Source organism: Marinomonas sp. UCMA 3892, assembly GCF_012726345.1.
GTDB lineage: Bacteria > Pseudomonadota > Gammaproteobacteria > Pseudomonadales > Marinomonadaceae > Marinomonas.
In genome coordinates, this window is sequence record NZ_PTXN01000005.1 from 94,851 (window position 1) to 120,970 (window position 26,120).

Below are 26,120 nucleotides of genomic sequence, written 5' to 3' on the forward strand. Positions count from 1 at the left end.
AGGCCCTTTTTTTGATGAATTAACTAAATGCAAAAAGCCTCAGATACAGGCACTCCAGAAGCCCAATCATCGAGTCGAATATCCGACACCAATAGATCTGCAGACCACACAACTGCAATCACCCCCCACTCAAAAGAAAAGCTTTTCAGGCAATATTGTTTGCCCTGCCAATGCAATGAATAAGACTGGTCACTCAATAAACTTTGTCGGCAATTGATACGATCCAAGTCATCTATCAAACCACTTCCACAGGCTTTTAGCAGTGCTTCTTTCGCAGTCCAAAGCTTAAAGAAACCTTTGCTTCGATCATCACATATATCAAGTTGCTGCTTCTCGTCAGGATGACAGACCATCTCAATCATTGACTCAAGATCATCCATTTCCCGAAAACACTCAATATCCACACCAACAGCACTTTTATCAGTAGATTCGACAAGAGCAATCGCAACGGAGCTGGAACTGTGACTAAGATTAAAGGCAATGTCTTCTTTTATATAAGGCTTACCAGATGATGTTTGGGCAAAATACCATTCAGATGCTTTTCTAAATGGAAAGTAATGACTCAAAATCCGTCGTTTAAAAGCATGCGCAAAAATATATTGCTCACGTAGGTGTTCAAATCGAAACATTGAGGCACGCTTTTTTTCACTGTCATCAAGAGTGCAATCTATAGGAAAAGCTTTTTTACTAAATGCGATCGTCAATACCACGCTACTTCCAAGGTTGTAATCCATCCTCTTGATTCCATTCAAAAGTATAATCCACAAAGGATTTTCGTTTAGCCAGAGAGGTACGTTTTGGCGTACCTAGGGATATAACCCCAAGCACTTGATCTTCTTCACCCATTTGCAACATTTGACGCAAAGCATCATCCGTTTCTTGGCTATGCCAAATCCCACCAAACCCCATTGCGTGAGCAGCCAGCAATATGTGTTCGCAGGCGGCGGCTCCTGCCAACTGTTGATCCAATACCGAAACACTCGTGTCTTGATTTATAGCGGAATAGACACAAATCATCATTGGCGTATTAATGATCTCTTCAATAAAACGCTGGAAATATTCTTCATTTTCCACTTCGCCATCGTAAATAGTACGGAGCAAGCCCTCCAGATCTTTCATACCTTGTCCCTGAATCACCACGAATCGCCAAGGTTTTAAATTACCATGATCAGGAACAGTCATCGCAGCCTGTAAAATTTGCGCTAATTCAGCTCTGTTTGGTGCTGGTTGTAAAAGACTGCCTCGTGAATAAGAACGACGCGTCATCAATGCATCAATAGCATCCATTTTCTATTTGTTCCTTCTATAAAGCATATCAAGCCATGCAAGGTTAGATGTCATAAAACACGTTAATAATAACACGCAAAGATGAGATTGATTCCTAAAAACTTAAGATGGTAACAAAAGATAGTAAAAGCTTGTGATGGGACATTTTTGTCCTCAATATAGGCCAAAACCTAGCGATTCTAAGGCCTTAAAGTTGGCATTAATCTTTCATTAGGTTATTCAATTATAAAAATAATAGGATATAAATTAATGGGCATTCCTACGCTTTTTTGGCTTCGCAATATTGGTATTGGCGGCAGGCTGTTTTTAGCCTTTGTGTTGATATCTTCTATCACGATTGTTGCTAGCGGTTTGGCGACAAACACATACCTACAGCTAAGCGATCGACTTCTTTTACTGAAGTATCAGGACATCCCAGGGCTAGATGCTGCGGCTCGATTAAACGATAAAAGCCGTCAAATCGTTGCTACGGCACCTATGCTCGTGACCAGTGATGCATCCATTTCTAGAGAAAAAACCATGAATGAACTGAGTGCCGCCATCAGTGATATGGATTCTCTCATGCGCAACCTGCCGGACTACAACCGTTATTTTCTTGAGCTAATTACGCAAATTCAAAACAGCCTAACACTCTTAAATCAAAGTGTTGAACGCCGTGAGGTCATAAGGCGCGAACTGGCCGCACAGTCATTACTAATTTTTCCTTTATTTCAGGATCTCATTTTTCAAGTGGATCAATTGGAGCGCTCAGCAGAATTAGAGCAAGTTATTAGTCGGCTGTATTACTTCTCAGGTTTAATAGAAAAAGTCAGTAATGATGCTTCTTTTAATGAGCTAGATTACACATTTTTGCGGCTTGAAAAGTTAGGCTATGAGATTGCCCAATACCTCACCTTATTGCCACAGGTGCCACTGCCATTACGTCAATCCTTGCTCGATTTACTCACCATGAGCTCTCGGCAAGGCGAGCTATTTCAACTCAAAAACGAAGAGCTGGACTTGCTCTACCAACAAAGTTTTCTGTTAGAAAACAGCCAGCAGCACATTCAACAGTTAGCGGCACAAATCAATCAATATACGAATTATACCAATACCAGTATTCGCAGCTCTCTCGAAGGTGCCATCAAATCCATCAATAATAGTATTCGTAACATTCTATTGCTGTCTCTTATAAGCTTAAGCGTCGCTTGTGCTATTTCTTGGTTTTACGTACGTCGCAATGTATTACAACGCATCATTGAACTGCAAAAAAACATGCGTGCCATTGCTAGCTCTCAATTGGATACCAAAATACGCATTGTTGGTCATGATGAAGTCTCTAGCATGGCCAGAGACTTACAATACTTCCAACAAACGGCGATAGAAGTAGAGAAAACCAATCAAGCTCTCGCCGCTGAAATAGAAGAAAGAGTCGCTGCCGAAGCGCAACTAAAAGCCGCACAAAATGAATTAGTCCAAGCAGGAAAACTCGCTGCATTAGGTCAACTTGGCGTGGGAATCACCCATGAAATAAACCAACCTTTGACCGCTATCGCCAGCCATTTGCATACGGCTGGGCGACATATGGAAAAAGGCCAAGTGGACAAGGCTCAAAATAGCTTAGATAAAATTGGCCTGTTACTCACAAAAATAGCGCGAATTACCAAGCACCTTAAAGCCTTCGCTCGCGTTGCCGGCACGGAACTTACACCTGTTTGTCTAGATGCCGTCATCCAAGATGCTATCGAGCTAATGTCCAGCCAGATTACCGACCAACATTGCACACTTAATTATAAAGCAAGCTCAGCGTCATTTTATGTACTCGCCGAACCAATTCGCCTAGAACAAGTCATGGTGAACTTAATTAGCAACGCTGTTGATGCCTTATCAAGTGCGTCGGTGAAACAGCTATCAATCAGGGTTTATGAACAAGACGACAAGATAATGATTGACGTACATGACACTGGAATAGGTATTGAGGAAGGTCAATTAGAACAAATTTTCGATCCGTTTTTTACTCAAAAAGAAGTTGGTCAAGGCCTCGGTCTAGGCTTATCAATAAGCTACAACATAGTTCAAGATTTTGGCGGCCAAATTAGAGTGTCATCAACACCAGAAGCAGGCAGCCGCTTTACCTTAGAATTAAAAAAGGCAGAAAAATAAATGCTTAATACAATAAAAATAATCATTATCGACGATGATCAAACCATCATTGAAGCATTGACCGAAATGCTTGAACTCGAAGGTTTTCAAATAGAAAGTCATAGCAGAGCAGACAAAGCCATTGCTTTACTCGATAAAAATAGTGCGGCGGTGATACTTAGCGATGTCAGAATGCCCAAAATGGATGGAATGAATTTACTGGCTCGCCTGCAACAATTAGACAATGAATTGCCTGTCATCTTAATGAGCGGCCATGGCGATATTCCTATGGCTATCGAAGCGATGAAAGAAGGCGCATACGACTTCCTAGAAAAACCCTTACAACCTGCTCAACTGATTAATCAGTTACAACGCGCCGCTGAAAAAAGACAACTGGTTCTAGAAAACCGAAAACTAAAGCAAAACCTAGCCCAACAAACAGGCTTAGAAGCCTTTATAATTGGCGAATCGGCTGCCATAAAGAATATACGCCAACACATCTCCTCTTTGGCACAAGCTAACGTCGACACCATTATTTATGGCGAAACAGGCAGTGGCAAAGACGTGGTTGCCAGAGCTTTGCATCAATTCAGCCTACGCAATAAAGGCCGATTCATTGCAATTAACTGTGGCGGCATTAGCGAAAGCTTGATTGAAAGTGAACTTTTTGGCCATGAAGCAGGCTCCTTTACTGGCGCCAATAAACGTCATATTGGCAAGATTGAAGCGGCCAATGGCGGCACGCTATTTTTAGATGAAATAGAAACCATGCCACTGCCGGTACAAATAAAACTATTGCGCGTGCTACAAGACAGAACCATTGAACGAGTTGGCAGCACCATGCCAATTCCCGTCGAGCTCACAGTTATTGCCGCCAGTAAAGACAACCTTGCACAACTAGGTGATGAAGGAAAATTCCGTAAAGACTTATTCTATCGGCTCAACGTTGCCAGCCTGACCATTCCCCCACTTAGAGATCGACCAGAAGATATTCTGCCACTATTCCATCATTATGCACGAAAAGCCGCTGAGCATTTTTCTAGAGAATTACCCAGCATCACGCCTTCATATTTAGATTATTTGATCCAGCATCAATGGCCAGGCAACGTTCGAGAGCTAAAAAATTCAGCGGATCGATTTGTACTTGGCATTAGCGAAAATTCCCTCGCGTCGATTAAGCGCGAAGACGACATAAATGGCAGCTATGAAGAGCGCATGGATCAATTCGAACGTCACATCATTGAAGAAGGACTAAGAGCCACAAATGGCCTATTAAATGAAGCTGCAGAGCTACTTGATATGTCGCGCAAGACGCTGTATCGGAAGATGAAAAAGCACCATCTAGACAAAGAGCAATTTAAAACACCAGAAGACGAAGGACAAGAATGACCCATTACCTAGTTTAACATGAGACTAAATCGTCCCAAAAAATATGGCCATTTTATAAAGAGTAATATTAAGCATTTGTTTTTAAAGGATTTATTAACATTGGCATCAGCCTTGCTCTAGATGAGTCAATCCTTCTCCTATGTAGGATTGAACCATCTCCGACAACGGAACCTCCCGACCGGTGATAACAATAAAAATACATCACGAGGAAAATAATAATGCCTATTAAATTATTAACGGGTTTAGTGCTCTCAAGTTCATTGCTATTCGGTGCAAGCGCCGCTCTAGCCGATGATTGCAGCTATCGTGGCGTTCTGGACGATAAGTTCTGTGACGAAAACTACGACCTTGTTGCCGACCTACCAAAAGACCCAAGCCAATGGCGCGACCCAAGCACTCTAGTCTTCACTTACACACCGGTAGAAGACCCTGCGGTTTATAAAGACGCATTCAGTGATTTCCAAAAATACCTCAGTGAAGTGACTGGCAAAAAAGTGGTGTATTACACAGTCCACTCAAATGCGGCAGAAGTCGAAGCATTGCGTTCTGGTCGATTGCACATTGCTGGCTTCTCTACTGGCCCAACGGGCTATGCTGTTAACCTAGGCGGTTTAGTTCCAATCGCCGTAAAGGGTACAGAAGAAGAATTTCAAGGTTACAACCTAATTACCATAGTTCGCAAAGACAGCAGCATTACTAAAATGGCAGACTTAAAAGGCAAAGTAGTTGCTCATACATCTGCGTCATCAAACTCAGGCAACTTAGCACCTCGCGCTATTTTTCCGGCATTGGGTTTAACGCCTGATAAAGACTATGAAGTAAAATACTCAGGTAAGCACGATCAATCGGTCATGGGGGTTCTATCTGGTGACTATGATGCAGCACCAGTTGCCTCAGATGTTTTCAAACGCATGGTTGATGCGAAACGCGTGAGCAAAGATGATTTCCGTATCATCTATACTAGCCCTCGCTTCCCAACCTCGTCCTTTGGCTACGCTTATGACCTCAATCCAGAGCTAGTTGAGAAAATCAAAAAAGCCTTTTTCACTTTCCGTTTCCCACCAGAAATGCAAAAAACTTTCGGTGGTGCTGATCGTTTCTTCCCAGTGACATATAAAGAAGATTGGCAAGTTATTCGCGATATCGCCCACTCATCAGGTACCGCTTACACCAAAGCTGGACTTAAACAGCTAGCGGAAGCTGACGCTGCTAAAGCCGCTGCAGACAAGCGTAAAAAAGAAGCTGCTAGTAAAAGCCAATAAGCAGTTATTTCTAATCGTCTAATTCGTTTAAAAAGACTTATTTTTAAAAATACCAACAGCCTGAGCCATCAGGTTGTTGGACCTCTTCGCCTGTAGGAAATCATCATGTCTGTCACTCAAAACACAGCAGAGCATTCAAACTTTCTAGAAATTCGAAATTTAAAAAAAGAATACACAGCAGGAAATCCCATTTTAAAAGGGATAGATATTAACATCACAGAGCCCGGCATCGTCGCCATTATAGGACCCTCAGGGACAGGTAAAAGTACCCTACTGCGTTGTATTAACCGCTTAATTGATCCTACAGATGGGCAAATTTTATTTGATGATGCTGACCTTTGCTTAGCCAAAGGAGCTCAACTGCGCAAGCTACGCCGACAAGTTGGCATGGTGTTCCAAGAATACAACCTTGTTGAACGCTTAACCGTTATTGAAAACGTCTTAACAGGCCGTCTAGGTTACATGTCTGCATGGCAAGCTTGGCGCAGAAAGTTCAGCCAAGAAGACATTAATACTGCATTTGAATTATTAGACGCTGTGGGCTTAACCGAACATGCAAAAAAACGCGCCGATAGCCTTTCTGGTGGCCAACGCCAGCGTGTGGGCATCGCTAGAGCTGTAATGCAAAACCCACGCATTCTATTGGCTGACGAACCAACCTCTTCTCTCGACCCAAAAACCGCGGTGGAAATCATGGAGCTACTTGAACGCTTCTCTGCAGAAAAGAACATTCCAGCCTTGGTCAATATTCATGACGTAAAACTGGCCAGTCGTTTTGCTAAACGTATGATCGGCATGAGCAATGGCGTTGTGGTTTACGACGGCCCACCAGAAGGCATTACCGACGAGCACCTAAAACAAATTTATGGAGGTGAATCATGGCTGGTATAAATTCTTCACAAAATAGAGAAAATCCATTCAAGCAGAACTGGTTTGTTACTGCAATTTGGCTGCTAGTCATCTGTTATGTGGTTTATTCTTTTAATGCGATGGGTCTAAGTTGGGAACGTTTTAACGAAGGCTTAGGCCACGCCAGTAACCTACTAGGTCGCATGGTTCCGCCTAACTTTAGTCGCTGGTCTTTGCTAATGAGCGGACTGATTGAAAGCCTTGAAATTGCAGTTATTTCAAGTATTTGCGGAATTTTTATTTCATTGTTTCTAGGGTTATTTGCTGCTCGTAATATGATGCCAAGCTGGATCAGTACACCAGTGAGAACACTTATCGCACTTTGCCGTACTTTTCATCCTGTGATCATTGCGATCTTGTTTGTTAAGAGTGTGGGATTTGGCGCTTTGGCAGGGATTTTAACTCTGGTTGTCGCATCGGTTGGCTTTATCGCCAAACTCTTTGCTGAAGCCATAGAAGAAATTTCTCTTAAGCAAGTCGAAGCAATCCGCGCCACTGGCGCTGGCTTTACTAGCATCATTTTATTTTCCGTTATGCCACAGGTGTTTTCTCGCTTTATTGGCTTCTCCACATATCAGCTCGACTCTAACTTGCGTAACTCCACCATGGTGGGGATTGTCGGCGCGGGCGGTTTAGGCGGTACATTATTCTCTGCGTTCCAGCGCTTTGATTACGATTTTGTCGCGGCCATCCTAATCATCATTATCGCTCTAATCATGTTTGGTGAGTTTCTATCAAACATCGTTCGAAGCATTTTTCGCTAGTTTGACCTAGGAGCCTATTTTTATGAACACAATAGACCATCACTGGCAGCGTTTTACGCTAAAACAAAAGCTATCTCGTTATGCTGTTTATCTTGTTCTCGTTATAGCGTTTGTACAATCCATTCAATCCGTCGAAGTCATCCCTGAGTTCTTACTGGATGCACCAGAACAAATGGCAGACATGTTCTCCCGTATGTGGCCCATTGATTTCGCGTACTATCCGATTGCAGTACACGACGCTATGATTGAAACACTAAATATCGCTACGTTAGGTACGCTCATTACATTAATTTTTGCGATTCCTTTAGCTTTAATGAATGCCAGCAACATTGTTAATTCGGTTTGGTGTCATTGGATATCTCGATTTTTCCTAGTGTCTTCTCGCTCGGTAAACTCACTGGTTTGGGCATTACTTTTTGTCTCTATCTTTGGCCCAGGCGTGATCGCTGGTGTCTTAGCAATTGCCTTCCGCTCTATCGGCTTTGTCGGCAAACTACTTGGCGAGGCAATCGAAGAAGTAAATATGGGGTCTATTGAAGCACTTAAAGCCACTGGCGCGTCTTGGATGTCTATTTTGCTGAAAGGCTATTGGCCTCAGGTACTACCTGCTTTCTTTAGTATCGTATTGTTTCGTTGGGACATTAATGTCCGAGAATCTGCTGTGCTAGGTTTGGTAGGAGCTGGCGGTATCGGCGTAGTGCTTGATGATTCGATGAATCTATTCCAATGGGATCGGGTTGCTATGTCCCTATTAGCTATTTTTATCATCGTTATTTTGGCTGAAATAGTCGTAATAAATATTCGTAAACGCTTAATCTAAACTCACTATCTAGTATCATTATTTAATCTAAGTATTTCATCATAAAAAAGGAGCCGAAATTGGCTCCTTTTTCATTCATCCCCTTTTACGAATCACTCAGTGTTTTCGTTACTAGATAAAGCCTCAGGACGTTTTGGGAAAATACGACGGACGACTACAAAGAATAAAGGTACGAAGAAAACCGCCAATACCGTAGCGGTTAATGTACCGCCCACGATACCAGAACCAATCGAGATTCGGCTGTTCGCACCAGCACCGGAAGAAAGTGCCAATGGTAACGTACCCACCATGAACGCCATAGACGTCATGATGATAGGTCGTAAACGCAGACGTGCAGCTTGAGCTGCAGCATCCCAGACATTCAAACCTCGGCGATAAGCAGCCTCAGCAAACTCAACAATCAAGATAGCATTTTTCGACGAAAGACCAATGGTTGTCAATAAGGCAACTTGGAAGTAAACGTCGTTTTCTAGACCGCGTAAATGCGCCGCCGCCGCCGAACCAATTACCCCAAGAGGAATAACCAAGATAACAGAAAATGGCACTGTCCAGCTTTCATATAAGGCAGCCAAACATAAGAACACCACCAAAATAGAAATTGCATAAAGGATCTGTGTTTGACCACTTGATAGGCGTTCTTGATACGACAAACCACTCCAAGAGCCAGTAACACCGCCTGGCAAAGCATCAGCTATATTTTGTAATTCATCCATGGCAGCCCCAGAACTTACACCTGGGGCACCAGAACCCTGAATCTCATAAGAAGCCAAGCCATTAAAACGAGTTAAGCTTTTCGGTCCATACGTCCATTCACTCTTAGCAAAAGCAGAAAATGGCGTCATCGTATTATCATTACCGCGCACATACCAATGTTGTAGATCTTCAGGAGAAGAGCGATATTGAGCTTCGCCTTGCATATAAACCGTTTTAACGCGGCCACGGTCGATGAAGTCATTAATATAAGATCCTGCCCAAGCACTGCTCAAAGTCGAGCTGATATCTGACATAGACAAGCCCAAAGCTGATGCTTTTTCTTGGTCTATATCGATATGTAATTGTGGAGCTTCTGAATCCGAGCCTAAACGAACCCCAGTTAGCAACTGACTTGTATTGGCATTTTGCAGCAAGGCATTACGCATTTCGAGTAACGTTGCACGATCTGTATTCCCTGATGCTTGAAGCTGGAAAGTAAAGCCATTACTCTGACCCAGACCTTGAATAGATGGCGGTATCAAAGAAAAAATTCTTGCATCACGAATTCCCGCAAAAGCACCATATGAACGACCAACAATCGCACTCGCACTATTAGCAGGACCAACACGCTTACTCCAGTCTTTTAAGGCAACAAACGCCATACCAGCATTTTGCCCGCTACCCATGAAGTTAAAACCTGAAATGGTAAAAATATCTTCAACATTATCTTTTTCTTGATTCATGAAGTAACTTTCTACGTCACGCATTACCTTATCTGTGCGTGACATAGCAGCACCTTCAGGCAGAGACACCATAACCATCACTCGGCCTTGGTCTTCTGTTGGCAAGAATCCTGACGGCAATGTCACCATCAAACCAGCTAGACCAGCAACAATAACACCATAGCCTAGCATCCAACGAACCGGTTTCTTAATAATGCTACTAACACTACCAAAATATTTATCCGTAGCGCGATCGAAATTACGATTAAACCAACCACCCAAGCCTTTATTATTACCACCATGATTCGCTTTTAGCAGAGTCGCACAAAGCGCTGGCGTTAATGTCAATGCAACGATTACAGACAAAGTCATAGACGCTACGATGGTAATAGAAAATTGACGGTAAATAACACCTGTTGAACCACTGAAGAAAGCCATTGGTAAAAACACCGCTGACAAAACAACCGCAATACCCACTAAGGCGCTGGTAATTTCTTTCATGGATTTGATTGTTGCCTCTTTTGGAGACAACTTATCTTCTTCCATAACCCGCTCTACGTTTTCCACCACTACGATGGCATCATCAACTAGCAGACCAATGGACAACACAACACCAAACATGGTTAAGGTATTTATCGAGAAACCAAATATCTCCAATACACCAAACGTACCTAAAAGCACAACAGGAACAGCAATCGCAGGAATTAACGTTGCGCGCCAATTCTGCAAAAAGATGAACATGACGATAACAACCAAGACGATGGCTTCAAAAAGGGTTTTCACTACCTCTTCAATTGATATGCGTATAAAAGCGGTATTATCTACAGGAAAGGAGAGTTTATAGCCATCAGGTAGGGTTGAAGATAGTCCATTCAATACTTTCTTAACGGCTTCAGATGTTGATAGCGCATTAGCTCCAGGAGCTAGCATAACAGCCATGCCTGAGGCTGGGTGACCATTCAAACGTGGAATGTACCCGTAAGACTCACTACCCAACTCAACCTTCGCCACATCGCTCAAACGAACCGTCGCGCCGCTGTCATCGTATGCCAAGATAATGTCTCTAAACTGCTCTGCTGTCTGTAATTTAGACTGAGCAGTTACCGTCACATTCAACTCTTGACCCTTTATTATTGGGTAAGCACCTAAGCTACCAGCTGCCACTTGGGTATTTTGAGCATTGATAGCAGAAGATACGTTAGAAGGCATTAATTTATATGACGCAAGCTTCAATGGATCTAACCATATACGCATAGCGTACTCTGCGCCAAACACCTGAATACTACCTACCCCATCAACGCGAGAAACAGGGTCTTGCACACTAGAAACGAGAAAGTCGGAAATATCGTTTGCAGTATCCGTATCCGTTTCATCATAAATAGCCGCAACCATTAAGAAATCAGAATTCGACTTTCTAACAGTCACGCCATTTCTCTGTACTGATTCAGGTAAATTAGAGGTAATTTGTTGAATCTTATTTTGAACCTGCACTTGCGCAATATCAGCATCCGTACCCTGTTCGAAGGTTACATTGATGCTGGTACGACCACTTGAACTACTTGATGATGAGAAATACAACAAGCCGTCTAAACCAGTCAGTTGTTGCTCTAATATTTGCGTAACGCTGTTCTCAACCGTTTCAGCAGAAGCACCAGAATACGTAGCAGAAATACTGATAGTAGGCGGCGCCACATTAGGGTATTGGGATATTGGCAAATTCAATATCGATGCCAAACCAGCTAGCATGATGGCGATAGAAATCACCCACGCAAAAACCGGACGATTTATAAAAAAATGAGCTAGCATAAATTAATTCCCTTGAGCCGAAGATGCATTAGCATTCTTTGCAACAATAGCGCCGCTTTCAGGGTCTCTTGTCATCTCAACTGGCACCACCTCAGCCCCCGCTTTCACTTTCAAGGAACCTTCAACAATCACTTTTTCACCAGCTTTAACACCTGAAAGCACCAACCACTGATTACCAATAGCACGTTCAACTGTTAAAATGCGGCTTTCAATTACATTATTTTGATTAACAACTAAAGCGATAGGATTACCTTTCACGTCGCGAGAAACACCCTGCTGTGGTACTAAAAGAGCCGCATTATGAGTTAACTCATGAATCAAACCACGTACAAACATACCTGGTAGCAAAAGATTATCTGGATTCGGAAATTCTGCGCGTAAAGTCACACTGCCAGTAGATTCATTAACACTAACTTCTCGCGCTTTTAAGTTACCTTCATATTGGTATTTAGTGCCGTCCTCAAGTATCAAAGACACTTTATTAGAACCTTTTACAACATCATCTTGAGATAAGAAATTTCGTTGCTTAAGCTGATCTAAACTGGTTTGTGCTAAATCGACAAAGATAGGATCTAAAGAGCGAACTGTTGTCATCACTGTTGCTTGACTACCTGTCACCAATGCCCCCACCGTAACTTGAGAAATACCAATTCGACCATCTATCGGTGATTTAATCTTGGTATAACCTAGATTAATTTTGGTGTTTTCCAACGCAGCTTCAGAACCTTTTTGCTTAGCAATTGCTTCTAAATAAGCAACATGCGCGTCATCAAGATCTTGCTGAGAAACGTTATTCTGTTTACGCAATTGAGTGTAACGTTCATTTTTCAGTTGCGCAGACTTAAGGCTAGCATTCGCAGACTCTAAATCAGCTTGCGCTTGTTTATAAGAAGAAACATAAGTTGAATCATCCAATTCATAAAGTAAATCGCCAGTTTTTACATCCTGACCCTCCTCAAAAAAGCGCTTCTTAACTATTCCGCCAACTTGAGGACGAATTTCAGCGACCAAACTAGAAGTAGTTCGACCTGGCAGCTCAGTCATCAAGTCTGTTTTTTGAGGCTCAATAATTACAACGCCCACTTGCACTTTAGGAGGGGCTGATGGTGCAACCGCTGACTTAGGGGCCTCCTCCTGACAGCCAACCAGCAACAAAACAAGTAACATACTTGAAGCATATTTAAATTTAGACAACATTGAGGAGACTTCCTTTCGACATATTGAGAATGATCATTCACAAGCACTATAATATAAGCAATCTCTCTAAATATATGACAAAACGTGCAAATAAATGAGAACTATTAAATTACCATGTAAAAGTGATCTACGAAAACAATGCATTATTGATGCCACAGAACAACACGTTCTGACTAAAGGCTTCCATAAAGCAAGCATGAGTGAGATTGCAAAAACGGCAGGATTGAGTGTCGGCCAAATTTACCGTTACTATGCCCATAAAGATGACATTATTTGTGCATTAGTTGAACAGCTTACACAAAAAAGATTACAGTTTATGGCGTCTTTTTTAGATAAAAAAGACTGGCTAGAGCGACACTTTTCTGAAGAAAATCAAGAAACTCATAATATGAGAATAATGCATACTGAGATTCAAGCGGAGGCAACACGTAATCCAGTTATCTCCAAAATCTACAAAGAATCTCATACTCGTTTACAAAATCGCGCAGTCGTTATTTTAATGTCACGCTATCCGACTATTACAGAAAGAGAGGCCATTGCTCGTATTGAAATGCTGGTCACTTTAACAGAAGGGTTACTCGTTCGCTGGGATTTTCAAACGAGGCCCTTTACTAAAGAAATGCATCAAATTTATCGACAAACATTAGATACTATTTTGCCAGATGTAATTTAATTAAAAAGATTTAACTGGTTTGAAAATCGCTCTAATTTGAGACCAGCGGCTCACTAACATAGCAATAAAAATCAAAAAGCAGCCAAAGACTTGACCTGAAGCCATGGTCTCACTAAACCAAAAAACAGCAAAAATAGCCGTCCAAACGGGTTCCAGGTTCATAATCACTGCGGCATGACTCACTGGAGTCATACTCATCCCATAGGTCTGTAATAGAAAACGTAAACTACTTGCCACCAAAGTACTAACTAAAAACCACCCTGCCACTGGAATACTAATACTGTGCGGAAGCGTTTCTGTTAACAGGGAAAGGAAAAGTAAAAAACACCCAGCTACACTTAATTGAATGGCTGTTAACACTAGAGCATGCATGCGCATTGAAAAGCGAGACAATAAGTTTAACTGAAATGCTGAGCCTAAAGCGGCCCCCAAAAAATACAAGTGCGAAAACTCAAAATTCAACCCATCGTTCAACGCTAAAAAGCCCAAACCAACAACCGCAATAGGTAAAGCAATCCAAATACTTAACGGCGGTCTAGCACCAAATAGAAAACGAGCAACCACTGGAACGAGTACAACACCAAGACTAGTGATAAAAGCTCCCACTCCTAAGTTTGAGCCTTGATCCAATCCAGTTACCCAAAACATCATAGTGATGCCCATTACCAAACCAACCAAACTCGCTTGCTTAACGTTTTGCCAATCTAAACCGCGAAAATACTTTTGCCCTGCAAGAAACAATACAAAGCCAGCAACAATAAAACGCACCCCCATAAAAAAAAGTGGAGGTAATCCTGCGAGCGCTTCTTTTGAAAATATCCAACCGAAGCCAGCCAAAATAGTAACAAATACCAGTATCAATTCGGCCTTTAAATGTGATCCTTGTTTCAAGAATAGTCCTTAATAAAAAAAGCTTACTAAATAAAGTTTACAACGTTAAACCAGAAAGCAAAAAAAGCCCGCGCCCTTCGTGATAAACAACTTAGAGTGCGAGCTTTCCTATCAATAATTTGCTTTTGTTAAGACCTACCTCGCGCCTTTTGGCCAAGCAATAAAAATAGAAATCAAAGCCGCAACAGCTAACAACCAGCTATATTGGACATATCCAACAAGCTCTAATGGCGATACTTTAGCCAAAGAAGATGCTAATAATATTTGCGCGCCATACGGCAATACACCCTGTACCACACATGAAAAAATATCTAACAAGCTGGCACTGCGTTTAGGGTCTACATTGTAGCGTTCAGCAATGTTTTTTGCGACTGAGCCATTAATTAAAATAGACACAGTGTTGTTAGCTGTACATAGGTTAGTTAATGCTACTGCAGCGCTGATACTCAACTCACCCGCGCGCGTTGAACCTGCTTTTGCACCCAAAGCTTTACTCATACGTTCGATAGCACCAACTAACCACTCCAGACCACCTTGAGATTTCATTAGTGCAGCAAGACCACCAATCAACAAAGAAAGAATCAAAATCTCCTGCATCCCAGTATAGCCAGCGTAGATATCAGAGGACCAAGACGCCACCGAATAATCAGGCTGCATGGTCAAACCAATCACACCAGCCAAAATAATGCCGCTAAACAACACTAACATTACGTTAACACCAGCGACTGCCAAGCCCAAAACCACAACATAAGGCAAAACGCGAATCAGCTCATAGTCTTTAATATCTGTAATGTGCGCATCACTACTCTGGAAAAACAACCAAACTAAAGTAACCAAGGCCGCAGGCAAAGCAATTTTGAAGTTCATGCGGAATTTATCACGCATGTCACAACCCTGAGTTCGTGTCGCGGCAATTGTGGTGTCAGAAATAATCGATAAATTATCGCCAAACATAGCACCACCAATAACGGTACCAACAGTCAACAACAAGGATAAATCTGCAGCTTCCGCAACGCCAATAGCTATTGGAGCAATGGCCGCAATCGTTCCCATCGACGTTCCCATGGAAGTTGCAACGAACGCTGTAATCACAAATAAACCAGGCAATAAAAGCGAAGCAGGCACCACGCTCAGACCAAAGTTAACGGTCGCATCAACACCACCAACACTTTTAGCCACACTAGCAAACGCACCGGCCAACAAGTAAATCAACACCATAGTGACAATAGTGTTATCACCCACTCCCTCAATAAAGGTTTCGATGCGTTGATTAAAATGTCCTTTGCCTAATAAAATTGCCAAGGCAATAGCAGGCAAAATAGCGACAGGGGCAGAGATCTGATAGAAGGCAAAGTCCACACCTTCGGACTGATACCAAAGGCCACTGCCAACAAAAAGAACGAGGAAAAGTAACAATGGCAACAATGCCAAAGGAGATTTAGAAGTCATATCGTCTGAGGGTTCCAGATTAAGTTAGCCCCGCGACTTGTGGTCTTAGGGAAGAAAGGCCCGAATAATAGTAAAAAGTAATGCATGAGACCAATAATAAATCGCGATGTCGTTGTCACAAAACGTTATAACCAAAAATACAAATAAAATAACTAATTATTCAAAATGGATATATAGGATATTGAAGCAATAAAAAGCCCAGTAATTAAAGCTGCCACTATTTCTAGCAACTTCAATACTGAGCTTGTTGTAACTTATAAAGACCGCTTCTCTATAAAACGACTAATCGATATAAAGAAAGCCCTAAAAAGCTACTTTTTAAGTTTATAAGCAACCACATAATCACCAATGGTTGTACCAATGGAACCATGACCACCAGCTACCTGAACGACCATTTGCTCACCTTTGCTGTTTAAGTAAGTCATTGGTGTAGCTTGACCACCCGCAGGTAAACGGCCTTTCCACAACTCTTCACCAGTAGACATGTCATAAGCTCGCAAATAGTTATCAACTGACGCTGCCATGAAAACAACACCGCCATCTGTAATCACTGGGCCACCAATGCCAGGCATGCCCATTTCTATTGGCAACTTAAGAGGTGTCATGTCTTCGATGGTGCCATTTTTATGCTTCCAAGCGGTCTTGCCCGTTTTAAGATCCACACCAGCCACATAACCCCATGGTGGTTGCTGACAAGGCACACCTAATGGCGATAAGAAAGGTTTCAATTCAACGGCAAAATCTGCACCTTCATTTGAGTTTAACCCTTGCTCACCTTTATTCGCTCCCCCTAAATCAACACCTTCTTTTGGCACCAAGGTAGAAGTAAAAGCGAGATACAAAGGCATGCCAAACATTTGTTGACGTTTTGGGTCGACAGCAATACTTCCCCAATTAAATACCCCAAAGTTCCCAGGGTAAACAATAGAGCCTTGCTCTGATGGTGGCGTGTAGCGCCCTTCATAGCGTAATTGCTTAAATTGAATACGACACATTAGTTGGTCCAATGGTGTCGCGCCCCACATATCTGCTTCCATTAACTTAGCAGGCTTAAAGGATAAAGCCGAAGTAGGTTGAGTTTTCGCCGCATAGTCACCAGGAATTGTCCCCTGTGGTGCTGGCTCCTCAGTAATAGGAAAAATAGGTTCACCCGTTTTCCTATTCAACACGTACACATCACCTTGTTTGGTTGGTACCACCAAAGCAGGCTGTTTACCCGTTGGTGTATCTAAATCCAACAAAGCAGGTTGAGCTGGCGTATCCATATCCCATAGATCATGGTGAACAAACTGCTGAACCCAAGCGACCTGACCAGTTTCGAGGCTCAAAGCCACAACCGAAGTCGCATACTTTTCTTCCGCTGGAGTACGATACATACCTAGCTGATCCGGAGTGCGATTCCCCATGGGGAAATAGGCCAAACCAAGCTTTTCATCCGCACTGGCAACAGACCAGCTATTTGGCGAGCTTGTCGCATAAGTTTCATCTGGGCCTATAGGCGTTGTATCGTCTGGGTGACCAGAATCCCAGTTCCATTTCAACTCACCCGTTTTCACATCGTAAGCGCGAATCACACCTGATGGAGAATTCACATCATAGTTATCATTCACTGACCCAGAGACAATCACCACACCACCAGCCACTAATGGCGGCGACGTAGAATAATAGTAACCCGACTGCTTAAACGGCATATTGTGCATCAAATCTAGTTCGCCATTATCCGCAAAATTAGCGCAACGCGCCCCCGTTGTAGGATCAACAGCCACTAAACGTGCATCAGATGTAGGTAAGAACAACTGTGCATCACACTGCATACTTTCTAAACTTTCAGCAGGTACAGATGATTTTTGAATAGGTGGGAGTTTTACAGAATTAGTGGGCGGTAAATAAGATACGCCACGACAAGTCTGATGCTGACGCTGACTTTCTGCGGGCACTTTCGCATCATAGACCCACTGCTCTTCACCCGTATCCGCATCTAATGCCACAATCCAGTTATGCGGTGTACAAACATAAAGAGCATTTCCGAGTTTTAGAGGGGTCGCTTCGTAGGTAGTTTCACCCACATCTTTAGGACCTTTTTTATCACCTGTTTGATATTGCCAAGCAAGTTGCAGCTGATCAGCGTTATCAGGTGTAATTTGACCTAATGGCGAGAATCGCTGACCTAAATTACTACGTCCGTATGCATTCCACTCCCCCTGATTAACATCACCAGTATCCGCGTCAGACATGGTAACTGACCGCGTCATTGTGCCTTCAACCGTCGTTGGTGACGTCATGAACAAAGGAGAAATAGTAACTAAAGCTGTTGCTAACCAAACTGGCAATAACACACGTCCACCACTGCGTCGCTTAAAGAAAGCCAGTAAGAGAAGAGGAACGGCGAGGATTAAGAAAAGCCCCATTCGAGATGCTAAAGGCCACCAACTCAAACCAGATTCCATAATCGACCAGATTAAGGTTCCTACTAGTAGCAAGGCGTAAATTAGATTCGCTATTTTATTACGCTTTCTTAACAACAAAGCAACGGCGATAAAAGCAATGCCAGCAACAACATAATAGAGACTGCCATCAAGTGACACAAGCCAGCCACCACCCAATAGCAAAGCCAAACCAATGACTAAAAACAGTACCGAGAGAACAATCATATGACACAATCCCTTCGAGTTTAATTCGTGCGTTTATTAATTCAGGAAAAAGTAGCAAAACGACCGCAGAGCAGCCATCGCACCACCTATTCACCATAGATGATTACAACTCAAAGAAAAAGTGTAGAATATAAAATGACAAAATAGACTTTTTTCTTACATATTTATAAAGCAATAACCCGCGATAATGCTCAATTCTTAGTCACATCATGACCATATACGAAATCTAATTTAGATTGAATAACATCAGGAACAAACCGTCCGGCAGCTTGAAGCGCTTTTAATTTCATTATGCCCAGTACACCTCCGTGCATATGATATAAGCCAACATTGGCTTTAGACATTTGCTGAATTTTAGTCGCTCGGGGTTTACGAGATTGCTCGTATTTCAGCAAAGCATCGCCCAAAGCATAATTAGACAAACACTTAGCTAAAACATATCCATCTTCAATCGCCATTGCGGCGCCTTGCGCCATAAAAGGCAGCATGGGATGACAAGCATCACCCAACAAAACCACTCGACCTTTGTGCCAGGTAGGCAGTTCATCGCGGCCATTTAATGCCCATAAAAACGTACTGCTCGCAGCTTTTATCAACTCCCTCACTTCAGGATGCCAATCTGCAAACACGCGCTTTAATTCGTCAACATCACCTTCTTCGCGCCATGATTCAGACCGCCAATCACTGCGTTCTTCTACAGCAACAAAGTTGACATAGTCTCCACCACGTAAATAGTAGGTCACAAAATGACGGCCTGGCCCTACCCAAACACACGCATCAGGTTTGACATCAACAGTCAGATCACTAACAGGAATAACGCCGCGCCATGCTACTTGCCCCATAAAAGTTGGACGCTCTTGTCCTAACATTTGCTCGCGTACTTTTGAGCGAATACCGTCCGCACCGATCAACAAATCTGCACTAAATTCACGACCATCTTCGAGCAACAAATAGACTTGCTCGAGCTCAGTATTTTCACGATAGCCCGCAACCGTCGCATTTAGCACCATTTTAACACCAACTTGTGCACAAGCTTCTGCTAAAACCTGATGTAAATCAGCACGATGCAAATGCCAGTAAGACGCACCATAACGTGCTTCAGCTTGCTTACCTAAAGGCGATTTGAGGTAATATTCGCCGGTTTTATAATCGCGAATAGCAGCATATTGAGGTTTAAAAACAAACTGACTTAACTCAGATTCTAAACCAAGTTCTCGTAGCACCCTCATAGCATTAGGGCTTATTTGCAGGCCTGCACCAACTTCTCCAAGACTTGCAGCTTGCTCACATACTGTTACCTGAATACCTTGCTTGGCCAATGCCAATGCTGCACATAATCCGCCAATACCAGCACCAGCAATCACAACACAATCAACCTGACCCACTCATCTTTCCTCTTTGTTAATGATGCTTTTGCAAGAATTAAAGGCGCCATAGTAGCGAATTCCCACCTAAATAAAACCGATCTATATCACTTATGATGGAACAAAAAATGTGAAAATACTTTTCAAATACTATGGCTCGATCCTTGCTTTATTCTTTCAGTAGTGCGAAAACATTACTGGCAGCCTAGTAAATCAAGGTAATGATATCGCTAGGTTTAACCTTACAAAGTAAAGAAGTCTCCCCAATGTGGGGCGGATGCACAAAAAAAGCCCACAAACGTGTGCAAGTTTAAGGCACCCACCTCCGGCTTGATAAAGAGAACGAGGTATACATGGAAAAACTAACCAGCCATTATCAGTCATCTGATTTTTTTGACGAGTTAATAGATGACAAAGGCGCCCCAAGATCTCCTGCAAAACAACTCTTGGGATATTTAGATAGTCTCTCAGAAGACGAACTAGAAAAGAGGCGTCTCACCGCAGAAGCAACGATACAAGAAATGGGCATCAGCTTCACGGTCTACACAGAAGAAGGCAATATAGACAGAGCATGGCCCTTCGATATCGTCCCTAGAACTATAAAAGCTTCAGACTGGAAAATAGCTGAAGCAGGATTAAAACAACGTCTTACCGCTCTTAACCTTTTCATCAACGACCTCTACCACGACCAAAACGTCATCAAAGACGGCATCATCCCAGAACACATCATCAAAGATTCCAAAAATTTTAGACCAGAATGCGTTGGCGTTTCACCAGCCTACGGCGTATGGGCGCATATTTGTGGTACCGATCTAGTACGAGATGAAAATGGCGACTTCTTTGTTTTAGAAGATAACTTACGCGTACCCTCTGGTGTGTCTTACATGTTGGAAAACCGCGCCATTACTAAGCGCGTCTTGCCAGAACTGTTTGAAAACGAATCCATCTTGCCGATCGATTCTTATACCTCGCAATTATTTGACACCTTAGCCTCTTTGTCACCAAGAGACATAGAAAACCCTGAGATCGTGGTATTAACACCAGGGATTTATAACTCCGCCTACTTTGAACACGCTTTCTTGGCACAACAAATGGGTGCCGAACTCGTTGAAGGCAGCGACCTATTTGTCGACAACGACGACTGCGTTTACATGAAAACTATTGATGGTCCAGAGCGCGTAGATGTTATTTATCGTCGTATTGACGACTTATTCATCGACCCAGAAGCCTTTGACCCTGAATCTGTCCTAGGTGTTGCTGGTCTAATGCGCGCATGGCGAGCAGGTAATGTCGCACTAGCAAACGCGCCGGGTGCTGGTGTTGCCGATGACAAAGTGGTTTACGCTTATGTCCCAGACATCATTCGTTATTACTTGAACGAAGAGCCGATTCTTAACAACGTCGAGACCTTCTTGTGCGATGACCCAGAGCAGCGTGCCTATGTTCTCGCCAACCTAGACAAACTGGTTGTTAAACCGGCCAACGAATCTGGCGGTTACGGTATGCTAGTCGGGCCTCATTCAACGAAGAAAGAACAAGCACTGTTTGCCGAGTTAATTACTAAAAATCCGCGTAATTACATTGCTCAACCAACGTTGAAATTATCCACCGCACCAACGCTTATATCCAAAGGTGTCTTAGAACCTCGTCACTTAGACCTTCGTCCATTTATCTTGCAAGCTAAGGAAACCTACGTCACCACTGGCGGCCTAACTCGCGTCGCTATGAAAAAAGGTTCCTTGGTCGTTAATTCGTCACAAGGTGGTGGTAGTAAAGACACTTGGATTGTTGAAACAAAGGGGCAGTAATCATGTTATCTAGAGTCGCAGAACGCTTATATTGGAGCGCACGGTATTTGGAACGCGTTGAAAACACAGCCCGCTTGGTCAGTGTTTATGACGACCTATTATTCGACCTTCCAAAAAACATTGAAGTATCTTGGTATAACTTAATCGAGATACTCAGTGGTGAAGAAATTTTCGAACAACGTTATAAAGTAAAAGACGAACGTAACGTAGTGAAGTTTCTTTTAGCCGATGACACAAACTCAAGCTCTATGCTGTCATCATTAAAAATGGTCCGAGAAAACATCCGCACCACACGTGATGCGGTTCCTAAAGAAACATGGGAACTAATAAACGAACTAGATCTATACGCACAACAGAATATCAAGCAAGGGATTAATCGTTCAGAACGTCACCTTTTCTTGAATACCATTATTGAAGGCTGCCAAAAAATCATCGGCCTCTTTGCTGGAGCAATGAGTCGTGATTCCGGCTGGCATTTCCTCATTATGGGACGCTATTTAGAACGTGCTGACATGGGAACACGTATTCTCGATGCGGCCGTGTCTTTAATGTTGAAATCTGAGCCCGAAGCAAGAATTCAACTTGGACAAGTGACTTGGTCAAAAGTATTAAAGTCTCAAAGTGCGTATTTGGATTATCGCCGCACTGTTAGAACGTCTATCAACGGAGCAAAGGCCACTACATTCTTGATGAATGACCCTTGTTTCCCACGATCCTTAGCTTACTGCTTAGGTCAAATAGGTGAAGCGGCGACAAAATTACCACGCGCTGGTTTGATTACCGCTAAGGTAGATAAACTTTTAGAATTTGATTACCCAATCAATAGTTCAGAAGATTTGGATGAAGACTTCCATAATCATCTCAATGATATACAGATTGCCATTATCGAAATAAATCACCAGATCACCGAAAACTGGTTTCATTTTCGGCAAGGAGACGCTGCATGACCATTAGAGTCGCAATACAGCACAAGACTACCTACGAGTTTGATCGTTTTATCAACGTGGCTCCCCACGTACTAAGACTACAACCGGCGGCGCACTCACGCACAAAAATTCATGCTTACTCGCTTAAAGTCTTGCCTGAAACACATTTTATCAATGTGCAACAAGATCCGTTTGGCAACTTCCAAACTCGCTTAGTGTTTCCTGAAAAGACTAATAAGTTAGAGTTTTACGTGGAAGTTATCGCCGATATGACGGTAATCAACCCATTCGATTTCTTCGTTGAAAGCTACGCAGAAGAATATCCATTTGCCTACGACAAAGCGCTTAAAAAAGAGCTCGAGCCTTACTTACAAGTAACCGAATCTTGCCCGTTATTAGATAAATGGTTATCAACAGTTGATCGTAAAAATACGCCGATTAACGATTTTCTCGTGGCGATCAATAGTCGCTTAGCAGCGGATATTGGTTACGGAATTCGTTTAGAGCCAGGCGTTCAGACCTGTGAAGAAACACTGACCCTGAAAAAAGGTTCTTGTCGTGACACATCATGGTTACTGGTTCAAATACTTCGTAGCCTTGGATTAGCTGCACGCTTTGCGTCAGGTTATTTAGTACAGCTCACTGCGGACGTAAAAGCTCTCGACGGTCCATCTGGCCCAGAAGAAGATTTCACCGACTTACACGCATGGTGTGAAGTGTTTTTACCAGGTGCAGGCTGGGTTGGCTTAGATCCTACTTCAGGCCTATTCGCTGGCGAAGGTCACATTCCTCTGGCTTGTACACCAGAACCAGCTTCGGCAGCCCCAATCACAGGTTTTGTTGACGAATGTGAATGTGAGTTTAGCTACAGCAACATTGTTACTCGTATCCATGAAGATCCGCGTGTGACCAAACCCTATGCAGAAGGCGAATGGGACACTATCAAAGCTCTTGGCTTTGCGGTCGATAAGCAACTTGAAGACGGAGACGTTCGCCTAACCATGGGTGGCGAGCCGACGTTTGTCTCAATCGACGACATGGATTCAGAACAATGGAATACTGGCGCATTGGGCGCAGAAAAATTAAAACTAGCCAAAGATTTGCTAATTAAAATGAAGCAAGAATTTGGTGCTAACGGCCTACTCCATTATGGGCAAGGCAAATGGTATCCGGGCGAAGAAGTACCACGCTGGGCGCTGGGTTGTTTCTGGCGCACTGACGGCGAAGCCTTGTGGAATGATCCAAAATATTTAGCTCGTGTAGACAAAGACTACAAACACACCATCAAAGACGCCCAAGCGTTTGGTGAATTGTTGTGTGAAAAACTCGCCTTGGATAAGCAATACCTTCAAAGCACCTACGAAGACACGCTGTATTATTTATGGATGGAGCAATCGCTTCCTGCGGATGCAGATCCAACCAAAGCCGATTTAAAAGATGATCTAGAACGCCGTCGTCTAGCAAAACTGCTTAGCCGTGGTTTAAGCACCACAACAGGTTTCGTTTTGCCGTTAGAATTCGATACGGTAAACAATCGTTGGAATAGCTCCCTTTGGCCAATGCGCAGTGACGTTATCACCTTAATTCCGGGCGACAGCCCAATGGGTTATCGTTTACCACTGAATTCTTTACCTGCTCAAGCTGAAGAAGATCGCATACCTGAGCGTGACCCGTTTGATCCTCGCCAACCTTTGGCGAACAAAAAAGACAACGCGGTATTAGAAAGCGTTGCCAAGCAGCATTTCGCTAAAAAACCAGCAGCACCTGCCTTAGCGCCAGAAAAAACGTTGAAAAACGTAATTCGCACTACCTTGTGTATCGAACCACGCGATGGCCGCTTGCATATATTTATGCCGCCAATGACACATCTTGAGCACTTTGTAGATGTTCTTGAGCAGCTTGAAGCGGTTGCGAAAACCCTTGATAAACCAATCGTTGTCGAAGGTTATGAGCCTCCAAAAGATCCGCGCTTGCAAAAGTTCCTGATCACGCCAGATCCAGGTGTTATCGAAGTAAATATTCATCCTGCCGCGAGCTGGAAAGAACTGGTTCACAATACCGAAACCTTGTATCACCAAGCTTACCTTTCTCGCCTTGGCGCAGAAAAATTCATGCTAGATGGTCGCCATACTGGCACAGGTGGAGGTAATCACGTAACGCTAGGTGGTCGCACACCAGCAGACAGTCCGCTGTTGCGCCGCCCTGAGTTGTTACAGAGTTTAGTGACCTTCTGGCAGCATCATCCAGGTTTGTCTTATCTTTTCTCTGGCATGTTCATTGGCCCAACTAGCCAAGCACCTCGCCCAGACGAAGGACGAGATGAAGCTCTGTATGAAATGGAAATTGCTTTCCAAAATATGCCTGAAGGCTTTGTTGAAGATCCTTGGTTAGTTGACCGCTTAATGCGTAACTTACTGGTTGATATCACAGGTAACACCCATCGTTCTGAGTTCTGCATAGATAAGCTTTACGCAGCTGGCAGCGCCAGCGGTAGACAAGGTTTATTGGAATTCCGTGGTTTTGAAATGCCACCGCATCCGCATATGTCGCTCGTACAAATGCTGCTGTTGCGCTGTCTCGTGGCCCGTTTCTGGAAAGAACCGTACAAAAAGCCTTTGGTGCGTTGGGGCACTAGTTTGCATGACAAATTCATGTTGCCGCATTTTGTGTGGCAGGACGTGAAAGAAGTGGTCGAAGATCTTCAGCGCCATGGTTTCCCATTCAAACTAGAATGGCTAGCGCCGTTTGAAGAGTTCCGTTTCCCGCATTATGGCCGTCAAAAAATCGATGACATGGAAATTGAACTTCGTTGGGCAATTGAGCCTTGGCACGTTCTAGGTGAAGAAATCACCGGATCGGGTACTGCTCGCTACGTAGATTCTTCCGTAGAACGTTTGCAGGTAAAATTATCTGGCTTAACCGATGGACGTTATGTACTTAGCTGTAATGGCCGTCGTGTGCCGATTCGTTCTACCGGTCGCAAAGGCGAATACGTGGGTGCAGTGCGTTACAAAGCCTGGGCACCACCATCTGCTCTGCACCCAACACTAGGGACAGACACGCCACTAATATTTGATTTAATCGATACCTGGAATGGCTTATCTGTGGGCGGTTGTACTTATCATGTGTCTCACCCAGGTGGACGTACGTATGACAATGTACCGGTCAATAGCAACGAAGCGGAAGCTCGTCGTGTGAACCGTTTTTGGGATCACGGCTTCACTCAAGGCACGCTATCTCCACCGCCAGCCTTCAGTGCATTGCGCTCTTTTTACCCAAATGGAGACGAGCCTCGTGCCATGTCGCCACCAGCAGAAGAGCCAATGAATGAATATCCGCATACATTAGATCTAAGGAAGCAGTATAATGTTCTCTAATAATTAATTTT

The 26,120-nt window shown here is 43.3% G+C and carries 18 protein-coding genes; 10 read left to right on the top strand and 8 right to left on the bottom strand.

The window, feature by feature from the left end; all coding sequences use genetic code 11:
- Positions 1 to 23 precede the first annotated feature (23 nt).
- Together B6N13_RS08310 and B6N13_RS08315 are read right to left on the bottom strand one after the other, a co-directional pair.
- Complete coding sequence (locus B6N13_RS08310; protein ID WP_169459051.1) at positions 24 to 734, bottom strand: 4'-phosphopantetheinyl transferase superfamily protein; 711 nt, start codon at positions 732 to 734, stop codon at positions 24 to 26.
- On the bottom strand, positions 712 to 1,287 hold the full coding sequence (locus tag B6N13_RS08315) for a nitroreductase (protein ID WP_169459052.1): 576 nt from the start codon (positions 1,285 to 1,287) through the stop codon (positions 712 to 714). Before B6N13_RS08315 ends, B6N13_RS08310 begins: the two co-directional genes overlap by 23 nt.
- A 249-nt stretch (positions 1,288 to 1,536) precedes the next feature.
- Here B6N13_RS08315 and B6N13_RS08320 point away from each other — a divergent pair, with 249 nt between their 5' ends.
- From B6N13_RS08320 to phnE (B6N13_RS08345), 6 genes are all read left to right on the top strand, one after another.
- Entirely contained in the window at positions 1,537 to 3,429 is a 1,893-nt protein-coding gene (locus tag B6N13_RS08320) for an ATP-binding protein (RefSeq protein ID WP_169459053.1), read from the top strand.
- Positions 3,430 to 4,797, top strand: coding sequence for a sigma-54 dependent transcriptional regulator (locus tag B6N13_RS08325; RefSeq protein WP_169459054.1), 1,368 nt, complete (start codon positions 3,430 to 3,432; stop codon positions 4,795 to 4,797).
- Positions 4,798 to 5,015: 218 nt separating this feature from the next.
- On the top strand, positions 5,016 to 6,059 hold the full coding sequence (phnD, locus tag B6N13_RS08330; RefSeq protein ID WP_012068719.1) for a phosphate/phosphite/phosphonate ABC transporter substrate-binding protein: 1,044 nt from the start codon (positions 5,016 to 5,018) through the stop codon (positions 6,057 to 6,059).
- A gap of 105 nt (positions 6,060 to 6,164) precedes the next feature.
- Positions 6,165 to 6,950 carry a phosphonate ABC transporter ATP-binding protein gene (phnC, locus tag B6N13_RS08335; RefSeq protein WP_169459055.1) on the top strand — a complete coding sequence of 262 codons (786 nt, stop codon included), beginning with the start codon at positions 6,165 to 6,167 and terminating at the stop codon, positions 6,948 to 6,950.
- Entirely contained in the window at positions 6,938 to 7,732 is a 795-nt protein-coding gene (gene phnE, locus B6N13_RS08340) for a phosphonate ABC transporter, permease protein PhnE (RefSeq protein ID WP_169459056.1), read from the top strand. The genes phnC and phnE (B6N13_RS08340) overlap by 13 nt, the downstream gene beginning before the upstream one ends.
- 22 nt (positions 7,733 to 7,754) lie before the next feature.
- A complete protein-coding gene (gene phnE, locus B6N13_RS08345) occupies positions 7,755 to 8,552 on the top strand; it encodes a phosphonate ABC transporter, permease protein PhnE (RefSeq protein WP_169459057.1) in 798 nt (265 codons plus the stop codon).
- 92 nt (positions 8,553 to 8,644) lie between these two features.
- Here the strand turns inward: phnE (B6N13_RS08345) and B6N13_RS08350 are convergent, their stop codons facing one another.
- Together B6N13_RS08350 and B6N13_RS08355 are read right to left on the bottom strand one after the other, a co-directional pair.
- Positions 8,645 to 11,773 carry an efflux RND transporter permease subunit gene (locus B6N13_RS08350; RefSeq protein WP_169459058.1) on the bottom strand — a complete coding sequence of 1,043 codons (3,129 nt, stop codon included), beginning with the start codon at positions 11,771 to 11,773 and terminating at the stop codon, positions 8,645 to 8,647.
- Between the two features lie 3 nt (positions 11,774 to 11,776).
- The gene (locus tag B6N13_RS08355) at positions 11,777 to 12,970 is read right to left on the bottom strand and encodes an efflux RND transporter periplasmic adaptor subunit (RefSeq protein WP_012068714.1); all 1,194 of its coding nucleotides are present in this window, start codon (positions 12,968 to 12,970) and stop codon (positions 11,777 to 11,779) included.
- A 94-nt stretch (positions 12,971 to 13,064) separates the two neighbouring features.
- Between B6N13_RS08355 and B6N13_RS08360 the strand changes: the two genes are divergently transcribed.
- Entirely contained in the window at positions 13,065 to 13,643 is a 579-nt protein-coding gene (locus B6N13_RS08360; protein ID WP_169459059.1) for a TetR/AcrR family transcriptional regulator, read from the top strand.
- On the opposite strand, the gene B6N13_RS08365 is transcribed toward B6N13_RS08360, so the two are convergent.
- The 4 genes from B6N13_RS08365 to B6N13_RS08380 all read right to left on the bottom strand — a co-directional run bounded on the left by B6N13_RS08365 (position 13,644) and on the right by B6N13_RS08380 (position 20,019).
- Complete coding sequence (locus B6N13_RS08365; protein WP_012068712.1) at positions 13,644 to 14,534, bottom strand: DMT family transporter; 891 nt, start codon at positions 14,532 to 14,534, stop codon at positions 13,644 to 13,646.
- A 135-nt stretch (positions 14,535 to 14,669) separates the two neighbouring features.
- Positions 14,670 to 15,983: a Na+/H+ antiporter NhaC family protein gene (locus B6N13_RS08370; protein ID WP_012068711.1), complete on the bottom strand. Its 1,314-nt coding sequence runs from the start codon at positions 15,981 to 15,983 to the stop codon at positions 14,670 to 14,672.
- Positions 15,984 to 16,294: 311 nt separating this feature from the next.
- The gene (locus B6N13_RS08375) at positions 16,295 to 18,634 is read right to left on the bottom strand and encodes a glucose/quinate/shikimate family membrane-bound PQQ-dependent dehydrogenase (RefSeq protein WP_169459060.1); all 2,340 of its coding nucleotides are present in this window, start codon (positions 18,632 to 18,634) and stop codon (positions 16,295 to 16,297) included.
- A 191-nt stretch (positions 18,635 to 18,825) separates the two neighbouring features.
- A complete protein-coding gene (locus B6N13_RS08380; protein ID WP_169459061.1) occupies positions 18,826 to 20,019 on the bottom strand; it encodes an FAD-dependent monooxygenase in 1,194 nt (397 codons plus the stop codon).
- Between the two features lie 332 nt (positions 20,020 to 20,351).
- Between B6N13_RS08380 and B6N13_RS08385 the strand changes: the two genes are divergently transcribed.
- From B6N13_RS08385 to B6N13_RS08395, 3 genes are read left to right on the top strand one after another with little or no spacing between them, the layout of a single operon-like run.
- The gene (locus B6N13_RS08385; RefSeq protein WP_012068708.1) at positions 20,352 to 21,806 is read left to right on the top strand and encodes a circularly permuted type 2 ATP-grasp protein; all 1,455 of its coding nucleotides are present in this window, start codon (positions 20,352 to 20,354) and stop codon (positions 21,804 to 21,806) included.
- A 2-nt stretch (positions 21,807 to 21,808) separates the two neighbouring features.
- A complete protein-coding gene (locus B6N13_RS08390; protein ID WP_012068707.1) occupies positions 21,809 to 22,753 on the top strand; it encodes an alpha-E domain-containing protein in 945 nt (314 codons plus the stop codon).
- Positions 22,750 to 26,109, top strand: coding sequence for a transglutaminase family protein (locus B6N13_RS08395; protein WP_169459062.1), 3,360 nt, complete (start codon positions 22,750 to 22,752; stop codon positions 26,107 to 26,109). The genes B6N13_RS08390 and B6N13_RS08395 overlap by 4 nt, the downstream gene beginning before the upstream one ends.
- Positions 26,110 to 26,120: the final 11 nt, after the last annotated feature.